This is a genomic window from Bradyrhizobium sp. IAR9 (assembly GCF_013408065.1).
Classification (GTDB): Bacteria; Pseudomonadota; Alphaproteobacteria; order Rhizobiales; family Xanthobacteraceae; genus Bradyrhizobium.
On sequence record NZ_JACBZW010000012.1, the window covers coordinates 281,318 to 290,221 of the forward strand.

An 8,904-nucleotide genomic window follows, 5' to 3' on the forward strand; every position below is an offset into this window, starting at 1 on the left:
AAAAGGCTTGCCTCAACCGCCCGGACATGTTGATCGTGCCGCAGTTGAGCCCTGAAGCCGAGCGCGCATGAGCGTATTTGTCCTCCGACGTCTGTTGACCTTGCTGGCGACCCTGGTCGGCGCATCCCTGATCATTTTCCTGGTGCTGGACGCGCTTCCCGGCAACGCCGCGCAGATGCTGATGGGCGCCGATGCCTCGCCGGATGCGGTCCGCGCGCTCACCGTCAAGCTTGGGCTCGACCAGCCGCTGGCGGTTCGCTATTTGCAATGGATCAAGGGCCTCCTCGTCGGCGATCTCGGCAACTCCTATGTCTACGGCACGCCGGTCGCCAGCCTGATCGCGGAGCGGCTGGTGCTGACCATTCCGCTCGCGATCATGGCCATGACGATCACGGTGACGCTGGCACTCTCGGCCGGCATCTATACCGCCGCCAATCACAACAAGCTCGGCGACGTCGGCGTGATGTCGCTGACGCAGGTCGGCATCGCGCTGCCGAATTTCTGGTTCGCGATCCTCTTGGTGCTCCTGTTCGCGGTGCGGTTGCAATGGCTCTCGGCAGGGGGATTTTTCGGCTGGGAGGATGGCATCTGGCTCGGCGTCAAGTCGCTGCTGCTGCCGGCGATCTCGCTCGCGGTGGTGCAGGCGGCGATCCTGGCGCGGGTCACGCGCTCGGCCGTGCTGGAAGTGCTGCGCGAGGATTTTGTTCGAACGGCGCGCGCGAAGGGGCTCGGCAAGCGCGAGGTGCTGTGGAGCCACGTGCTGCGCAATGCCATGATCCCCGTCATGACGGTGATGGGGCTGCAATTCGCCAACCTGCTCGCCGGCACCATCGTGATCGAGAACGTGTTCTATCTGCCGGGCCTTGGCCGCCTGATCTTCCAGTCGATCGCCAACCGCGACCTGATCGTGGTGCGCAATTGCGTGATGCTGCTGGCGACCATGGTCGTCATCGTCAATTTCGTGGTCGACGTGCTCTATGCCTTCATCGATCCCCGCATCAAGGTCCACGACCTGTGAGCGCGCCCCTGACCACTCCGGTTGACGCGCCGGTCGCGGCGCGCCGCGTACCGGCCAAGACCTTCTGGGGCCGCGCGCTGCGCCATCGCAGCTTCGTGCTCGGCGGTTCGCTGAGCCTTCTGGTGCTCGCCTCGGCGCTGCTTTCGCTGGTGTGGACGCCATGGTCTCCTTACGAGATCGACATCGCCTCGAAGCTGCGGCCGCCATCGGCGGCGCACTGGCTCGGCACCGATTCCTTCGGCCGCGACATCGTCTCGCTGCTGCTCGCCGGCGCCCGCGCCACCATCATGGTCGGCGTCATCGCCGTCAGCATCGGTCTCAGCTTCGGGGTCACGCTCGGACTGATCGCCTCGGCCCGGCGCGGCTGGACCGAAGAGATCATCATGCGCTTCTCCGACTTCACCTTCGCCTTTCCGGCGGTGCTGTCCGCGATCATGCTCGCCGCGGTGGTGGGGCCGGGGATGGTCACCTCGATCGTCGCGATCGGCATCTTCCAGATCCCGACGCTGACCCGGCTGACGCGCGGCTCCGCCAACGCGATCTGGGCGCGCGAATTCGTGCTGGCCGCGCGCGCCGCAGGCAAGGGGGCCTTCCGTATCACCATCGAGCATGTACTGCCGAATATTCTGTCGATCCTGATCGTGCAGGTCACCATCCAGTTCGCGCTCGCCATCCTGGCTGAAGCCGCTTTGTCCTATCTCGGTCTCGGCACGCAGCCGCCACAGCCGTCCTGGGGACGGATGCTGAACGATGCGCAGACGCTGCTGTTCCAGTCGCCGATGCTCGCGGTCTATCCGGGCGCTGCGATCGCGATCGCGGTGCTGGGCCTCAATCTTCTCGGTGACGGATTGCGCGACCTGCTCGATCCCCGACTGGCACGGGAGCGATGACGATGGGCGAGCGCTCCACCATGCCGCTGATCGAGGTCGACAATCTCGGTGTCCGCCTCAACACCAGCCGCGGGCCGGCACAGGCCGTGCGCGGCGTCAGCTTCTCCCTCAAGCGCGGCGAGACGCTCGGGCTGGTCGGCGAGTCCGGCTGCGGCAAGTCGGTCACCGCGATGTCGCTGATGGGCCTGCTGCCCGATAGCGCCGTGGTCTCGGGCAGCATCAAGCTCGACGGCAACGAGCTCGCGGGCTTATCGGATGCCGATTACTGCCGCCTGCGCGGCAACCGCATCAGCATGATCTTCCAGGAGCCGATGACCGCGCTCAATCCGATGCACACGATCGGGCATCAGGTGGCCGAGCCGCTGCGACGTCACAAGAAGCACTCGGCGGCGCAGGCGCGCAAAGAAGCCATCGCCTTGCTCGACCGCGTCGGACTGCCCGATCCGGCGCGGCGGGTCGACGCCTATCCGCACCAGTTTTCCGGCGGCCAGCGCCAGCGCATCACCATCGCCATGGCGCTCGCCTGCGAGCCCGACCTGTTGATCGCGGACGAGCCGACCACCGCGCTCGACGTCACCATCCAGGGCCAGATCCTCGACCTCATCGCTGATCTCGTCGAGGAGCGCGGCATGTCGATGATCCTGATCTCGCACGATCTCGGCGTCATCGCCGAGAACGTGCAGCGCATGATGGTGATGTATGGCGGCACCGTCGTCGAGAGCGGGCCGACCGACGAGGTGTTCCGCCGCATGGGGCATCCCTATACGCAGGGCCTGTTCCGCGCCCGGCCGAAGCTCGGCGCGCGCAAGGGGACGCGGCTGAAGACGATCTCGGGCACCGTACCGGAACTTGCGGATCTGGCGGCGGGGTGCACGTTCTCCGACCGATGTCCGCTCGCGATCGATCAGTGCCGCGCCGCGCTTCCGCCGATGGTCGACGTCGGACTCCGGCACGTCGTGCGTTGCATCAGGACGGATGTCTCGATGGCTGAGAACGTCGGAGCGCTGTCCGCATGACCGCTGCGCCTCTTCTCGACGTGAAGGATCTCGAACAGCGCTACGCCCTGCCGCGGGAAAGCCTGTTCCGTCCGCCGGGCCAGGTGCGCGCGCTCAATGGCGTCAGCGTGCAGGTCGCCGCCGGCAAGAGCCTCGGCGTCGTCGGCGAGTCCGGCTCCGGCAAATCCACGTTTGCGCGGCTGGTGATGGCGTTGGAGCGGCCGACGTCGGGCCAGGTCGCGCTGCTCGGCCGCGATCTCAACCGTATCCCGCCCGACGAACTGCGTCGCGCGCGGCGCGATTTCCAGATGGTGTTCCAGGATCCTTACGGCTCGCTCGATCCGCGCCAGACCATCGCCCGCATCGTCGCCGAGCCGCTCACTGTGCTGGAAGACGCCGACCGCGCCACTTTTCGTGCGCGCGTCGCCGCAGTGCTGCGCCAGGTCGGCTTGCGCGATGCCGACATGGAGAAATATCCGCACGAATTCTCCGGCGGCCAGCGCCAGCGCATCGCCATTGCGCGCGCGCTGATCACCCAGCCGAAGCTGATTGTCGCCGACGAGCCGGTCTCCGCGCTCGACGTCTCCGTGCAGGCGCAGGTGCTGAACCTGATGCAGGATCTGCAGGAGCAGTTCGGGCTGAGCTACATCCTGATCAGCCATGACCTCGCTGTCGTCGACTATCTCTGCGACGAGGTCGCGGTGATGTATCTCGGCCGGATCGTCGAGCAGGGTCGGCCCGACGACCTGTTCGAGCATTGCGCCCATCCCTATACGCGAGCGCTGCTGGAGGCGGTGCCGCGGGCCCGCGCCGGCGGCGGCCGGCGGCGGCGCGGTGGCCAGGCGATCGCCTCGCAATCGGCGGCGGCGGCCGGATGCCCCTATGTCGCGCGCTGTCCGCTCGCCGACCAGCATTGCCGCGAGGCCCTGCCTGCGTTACGCAAGGTGGGCGAGGGGCACCTTGCCGCCTGCCACAAGGCCGAGGCCGTGATGGCGTTGCCGCAGGCGGCCATGGAAGGTTAGTGTCCGGAGCAGGATTGGCGTAGGCTCACGAAGACAGCAGGCCGGGGAGTTACGAGATGTTCAGGAAACTATCCATCGTCGCATTTGCTGCCGCGCTGGTCGCGGCGCCTCTGCCGGTGCTGGCGCAGAGCAAGAAGGACAGCGTCGTCATGGCCATGGCGCTGGAGCCGCCGGGGCTCGATCCGACCAACGCCGCCGCCGCCGCGATCGCCGAGGTCACGCTCTACAACATCTACGAGACCCTGACCAAGATCAACGAGGACGGCTCCGTTTCGCCCTTGCTGGCGGAGAGCTGGACCGCTTCGCCGGACCTGAAGACCTATACGTTCAAGCTGCGCAAGGGCGTCAAATTCCATAACGGCGAGGCATTCGATTCCGCCGCGGTGAAGTTCTCGTTCGAGCGCAACGCCGCGCCGACCAGCACCAACAAGGACAAGAGCCTCTATCAGGCCTTCGAGAAGGTCGAGGCGCCCGACGCCGACACCATCGTGATCACGGTGAAATATTCCGAGCCGAACCTGCCGTTCTTGCTCGGCCAGGCGGGCGGCTCGATCGTCGAGCCGAAGAGCGCGCCGACCAACGTGACGCAGCCGGTCGGCACCGGGCCCTATCAGCTCGGCGCCTGGGCCAAAGGCTCCTCGATCACGCTGAATAAGTGGGCCGATTATCGCAACGCCTCGGCGATCAAGCTTTCGAAGGTGACGATCCGCTTCATCTCCGATCCGGCCGCGCAGGTGGCGGCGCTGCTGTCGGGCGACGTCGATGCGTTCCCGCGCGTCGCCGCGTCGCGCGCCCTGGCCCAGTTCAAAGCCGATCCGCGTTTCACGGTGCTGGTCGGCGGCTCCAGGGCTAAGACCATCGTCGCGATCAACCATCGCAAGAAGCCGCTGGACGACGTCCGCGTCCGCCGCGCCATCCTCGCCGCGATCGACCGCAAGGCCATGATCGACGGCGCCGTCGACGGCTTCGGCACGCCGATCGGTAGCTTCTATGTGCCGGGGGCGCTCGGCTATGTCGACACGACCGGCATCAATCCCTACGACCCCGAGAAGGCCAAGAAGCTGCTCACTGAAGCCGGCGTCACCACGCCGCTCGAATTGTCGCTCAAGCTGCCGCCGCCGTCCTATGCGCGGCAGGGCGGCGAGATCGCCGCGGCCCAGCTCGCCAAGGTCGGCATCGTCGCCAAGATCGAGAACGTCGAATGGGCGCAATGGCTGTCGCAGGTGTTCGCCGGCAACGGTCCGCACAATTTCGACCTCACCATCGTCAGCCATGTCGAACCGTTCGATCTCGTGAAGATCACCGAGCCGGATTACTACCTCGGCTACAACAACGAGAAGTTCAACGCACTCTACAAGCAGATCGTGTCGACGCCCGAGGAGGCCGCTCGCGCCAAGCTGCTCGGCGACGCCCAGCGCATGCTGGCCACCGACGCCGTCTCCGCCTACCTCTATCAGCCGCAGCTGATCACCATTACAGCCAAGAAGCTGAAGGGCGTCTGGAAGGACGTCCCGCAGTACGAGAATGATTTCTCGACATGGTCCTGGGAGTAGGGCCCTCCATCAAGTCGAGCGTATCGCGTCAATCTTGGCCTCTCCCATCGGGGAGAGGCCATTCGTTTGGCGCGTCCAAACAAAAAACTGAAAAACAACCCCATGCACAGTAGCCGGGCATAGTCATTTCAATGGCTTGCACGTTGCGTCGCAATGGCTTGTGCGTTGCGTCGTTCAATGGTCGATACGCCGGAATATTGACCCGTCGGGCAAAACACCGGCAATATTCCATCATCGCGGTCTCGTGGTTCGGGCCGCTGTCGGGCGAGGCACGCCGTGAAGATGCCGATGCCGCCTGGTGGAGTCGCAAGCAGATGCGCCGGCGTTCGCTCGGCTGCTTTTGCCAGCAGGTCATCAAACCTTCACGGATGCGCAATCTGAGGTGACGATCCGCACGACGCAGCCGCGGTTCCATGCGCGCGATCAAACTCTCTCCCGAATTCCTGCAAATCTCTGCCATCTACCAAAGGTAGATTCGCTCCCGGTGAAGCGTGGTCAACAACGCGTCTTGCAAAAAAGAAAGCTCTGCAGGCGTCAGGTCCGCTTCCGACAATGAAAATGGGAGTTACGCCATGCAGCATCTGCCGAACGACACCTACGACGTCACGCTTGACCAATTTGGCCAAATCGCGACCGTGTATGGAGACCCCGGCTTTCCGGCATCCACCGACGTCGTGGGCGGCAACGACACCGTGACCGCCAGTGTCGCCGCGCTCAATGCAAAACTCACGATCTTCGGTGACGACCACACGATGTTGCTTGGTCATTCCCAAGGCGGAAACGACACACTGATCGCCGACATCGACGGCGGCTGGGACACCGCCGTCGTGATTGGCGATACCCAGTCGATGATCGATGATGCCAAGGGCGGCAACGACACCATCGTCGCGGATGCCGGCCGCACCATCTACACGACGATCTCAGCGTTCGGGGATGTCGCCGGCGACATGTCGGGCAATGCGCAGGGCGGCCATGACGACATCACCGGCTCAATCGCGTGGCGCGGCGGCGCCAATCTGTTCGCCGGCGATGCCGGCGGTTCCATGATGGACACCACGCATGGCGGCAACGACACACTCGATGTCAGCGTGCTCACGACGGATGGCGGGGCGACCGTCAGCGGAGACGCCATCGGTTCCCTGAGGGGGCTCGCGCAGGGCGGCAACGACAACCTGACCGTCACCTTGAACGGTGGCAGCCCCATCTCGAGCGGAGCCTTGTTCGGGGATTCGGCTGAAACCCTGATGGACTTCGCCCAAGGCGGCGACGATGTGCTCACCGTCAAGCTCGACGGCCAGTATGCGGAAGCCGGCGCGCAGATGTACGGCGATGCGCCGACCATGGTGGGCAATTCCCATGGCGGCAACGACGTCCTCAACGGCGGCGCGGGCCGAGATTTCATGTATGGCGACGCGCGAATCTACGAACCGGCGACACCAGGCTCGATCACCGGCGGCGTCGACACGCTGAACGGCGGGGCTGGCGACGACCGGATGTGGGGCGGGGGAAACAGCGACTTGTTCGTCTTCAACACCGGCTCGGGCAACGACACGATCGTCGACTTCGGTCAGGGCAACAAGGCCGTCGGCAGCACCGCGGTGGAACAGGATCTGGTCGACGTGCAGGACTACGGCTTTGCAGACTGGACGGCGCTGTCGAAACTGATCAGCGACAACTCCGCCGGCGATGCCGTGATCCATCTTTCCGCCAATGATTCAATCACGCTGGACGGGGTTCACACGGCGAACCTGCATCCAACCGACTTCATCATCTGAAGGCGCAGAGCAAGAGCGGCGGTGTCGCCCCGCGACGCGGAGCGCCATCGCGGCTGCGCAATGACGAGTTTCGCCGCACGGCGCAACGAACCCGTCGCCATCAAACTCTGTCCCGAATTCCAGCAAACCTCCGCCATCGACCAGAACTAAATTCGTCTCCGTGAAGCGTGGTCACAGCACGTCGCGCAAAAATTCCAGCGACATGAGCCCCGCTTCCGACAATGAAATGGGAGTTACGCCATGCAATATCTGCCGAACGACACCATCGACGTCCTGCTCGACCAGTTTGGTCAGATCGAAACCCTCTACGGTGATCCGAATTTTCCGACCACCACGGATGCCTGGGGCGGCAACGACACCGTGACGGTCACCGTCACCCAGCCGGAAGTTGACGTCACGATCTTCGGCGAGGACGACACGACGTTGCATGGCCACTCCCGCGGCGGCAACGACACCCTGACCGTTACCGGGAGCTACGGCTGGAATGCCTTCCTCGTGGTCGGCGACGCCCGGGCAATGACCGACGACGCCAGGGGCGGCAACGACACGATCAGTGTCGGGGCCGATTCGCTTTACACCGACGTGCATGTTTTCGGTGATGTCGCCGGCGACATGTCGGGCAATTCGCACGGCGGCAGTGACACCATCACGAGCGCGGTGGGCTGGCGAAGCTACGACCATGTGTACGCCGGCGATGCCGGCGGTTCCATGAGCGGCACGGCGCAGGGCGGCAATGACACGCTCGACATCACTGTGAACACCATGCAGGGCTTTGCGACAGCTAGCGGCGATTCCATCGGCTCCATCGGCGGCGATGCGCATGGTGGCAACGACAACATCACCTTCACCTTCGGCACCGACGTCGTCTGGACCGCTGGATTCGGCTACGGAGATTCGGCGACCTCGCTGACCGACAATGCCCAAGGGGGAGATGATATTCTCACAATCGAGTTCGATGGCATCGACAGCCTCCATTATACGAACCCGGAGCTCTTCGGCGATGCGCGGACCATGTCCGGCAATGCCCAAGGCGGTAACGATATTCTCACCGGCGGAGCAACCAACGATCACCTCTATGGTGATGCCGCGAACTATGCCCCCGCGACGCCGGGCTCGATCACCGGCGGCAGGGATATTCTCAACGGCGGCACCGGCGACGACCAGCTTTCCGGCGGCGGAAACAGCGACACCTTCGTCTTCAACACCGGCTCCGGCAATGACCTGATCACCGATTTCGATCAGGGCAACAAGGCGGTCGGCAGCACGGTGACCGAGCACGACCTGATCAATGTGCACGATTACGGGTTTGCGGACTGGACGGCGCTGTCGAGCCTGATCAGCGACAATGCCGCCGGCGACGCCGTGATTCATCTGTCGGCGAGCGACAGCATCACGCTCGACGGCGTCCACGCGGCGAGCCTGCACCAGACCGACTTCCTCATCTGAGCGAGTTGCTCTGGAAGCAACGATCTCGCCCCGCCTGCGGCGGGGCGAGACTCGGGTTGCATCTTGGCCGCCCAGCAGCGCTAGCACTTCGGCGCTTGAACGACCGCTTCTGACCCTGGCTGTGTGAAAACGCTGCGCTTGATGTGATTCGCGCGATATGATTCCCGCACGATTTGCGGGGGGCTGGAATGAAGCGCTTCGTTGC

At 64.5% G+C, this 8,904-nt stretch carries 7 protein-coding genes; all 7 read left to right on the plus strand.

Annotation, left to right across the window (positions count from 1 at the left end; genetic code table 11):
• The first annotated feature begins 67 nt into the window (after window positions 1-67).
• The 7 genes from GGD67_RS28565 (at window position 68) to GGD67_RS28595 (ending at window position 8,699) form a co-directional block, all read left to right on the plus strand.
• Complete coding sequence (locus tag GGD67_RS28565; protein WP_179737524.1) at window positions 68-1,018, plus strand: ABC transporter permease; 951 nt, start codon at window positions 68-70, stop codon at window positions 1,016-1,018.
• Window positions 1,015-1,908, plus strand: a complete 894-nt coding sequence (locus tag GGD67_RS28570; protein WP_092256267.1) for an ABC transporter permease — start codon at window positions 1,015-1,017, stop codon at window positions 1,906-1,908. Before GGD67_RS28565 ends, GGD67_RS28570 begins: the two co-directional genes overlap by 4 nt.
• Before the next feature lie 2 nt (window positions 1,909-1,910).
• Window positions 1,911-2,924 (plus strand): ABC transporter ATP-binding protein, encoded by a 1,014-nt coding sequence (locus GGD67_RS28575; protein WP_179737526.1) that lies wholly within the window; start codon window positions 1,911-1,913, stop codon window positions 2,922-2,924.
• Complete coding sequence (locus tag GGD67_RS28580) at window positions 2,921-3,925, plus strand: ABC transporter ATP-binding protein (protein WP_179737535.1); 1,005 nt, start codon at window positions 2,921-2,923, stop codon at window positions 3,923-3,925. The genes GGD67_RS28575 and GGD67_RS28580 overlap by 4 nt, the downstream gene beginning before the upstream one ends.
• 56 nt (window positions 3,926-3,981) lie before the next feature.
• On the plus strand, window positions 3,982-5,478 hold the full coding sequence (locus GGD67_RS28585) for an ABC transporter substrate-binding protein (RefSeq protein ID WP_179737537.1): 1,497 nt from the start codon (window positions 3,982-3,984) through the stop codon (window positions 5,476-5,478).
• Window positions 5,479-5,969: 491 nt separating this feature from the next.
• A complete protein-coding gene (locus GGD67_RS28590; RefSeq protein ID WP_312009886.1) occupies window positions 5,970-7,253 on the plus strand; it encodes a hypothetical protein in 1,284 nt (427 codons plus the stop codon).
• A 240-nt stretch (window positions 7,254-7,493) separates the two neighbouring features.
• The gene (locus tag GGD67_RS28595; protein ID WP_179737539.1) at window positions 7,494-8,699 is read left to right on the plus strand and encodes a calcium-binding protein; all 1,206 of its coding nucleotides are present in this window, start codon (window positions 7,494-7,496) and stop codon (window positions 8,697-8,699) included.
• The last annotated feature ends 205 nt before the right edge of the window (window positions 8,700-8,904 follow it).

Coding starts and splice junctions, on each gene's coding strand:
- GGD67_RS28565 (WP_179737524.1), top strand. CDS start 68: ATGAGCGTATTTGTCCTCCGACGTCTGTTGACCTTGCTGGCGACCCTG.
- GGD67_RS28595 (WP_179737539.1), top strand. CDS start 7,494: ATGCAATATCTGCCGAACGACACCATCGACGTCCTGCTCGACCAGTTT.
- GGD67_RS28580 (WP_179737535.1), top strand. CDS start 2,921: ATGACCGCTGCGCCTCTTCTCGACGTGAAGGATCTCGAACAGCGCTAC.
- GGD67_RS28575 (WP_179737526.1), top strand. CDS start 1,911: ATGGGCGAGCGCTCCACCATGCCGCTGATCGAGGTCGACAATCTCGGT.
- GGD67_RS28585 (WP_179737537.1), top strand. CDS start 3,982: ATGTTCAGGAAACTATCCATCGTCGCATTTGCTGCCGCGCTGGTCGCG.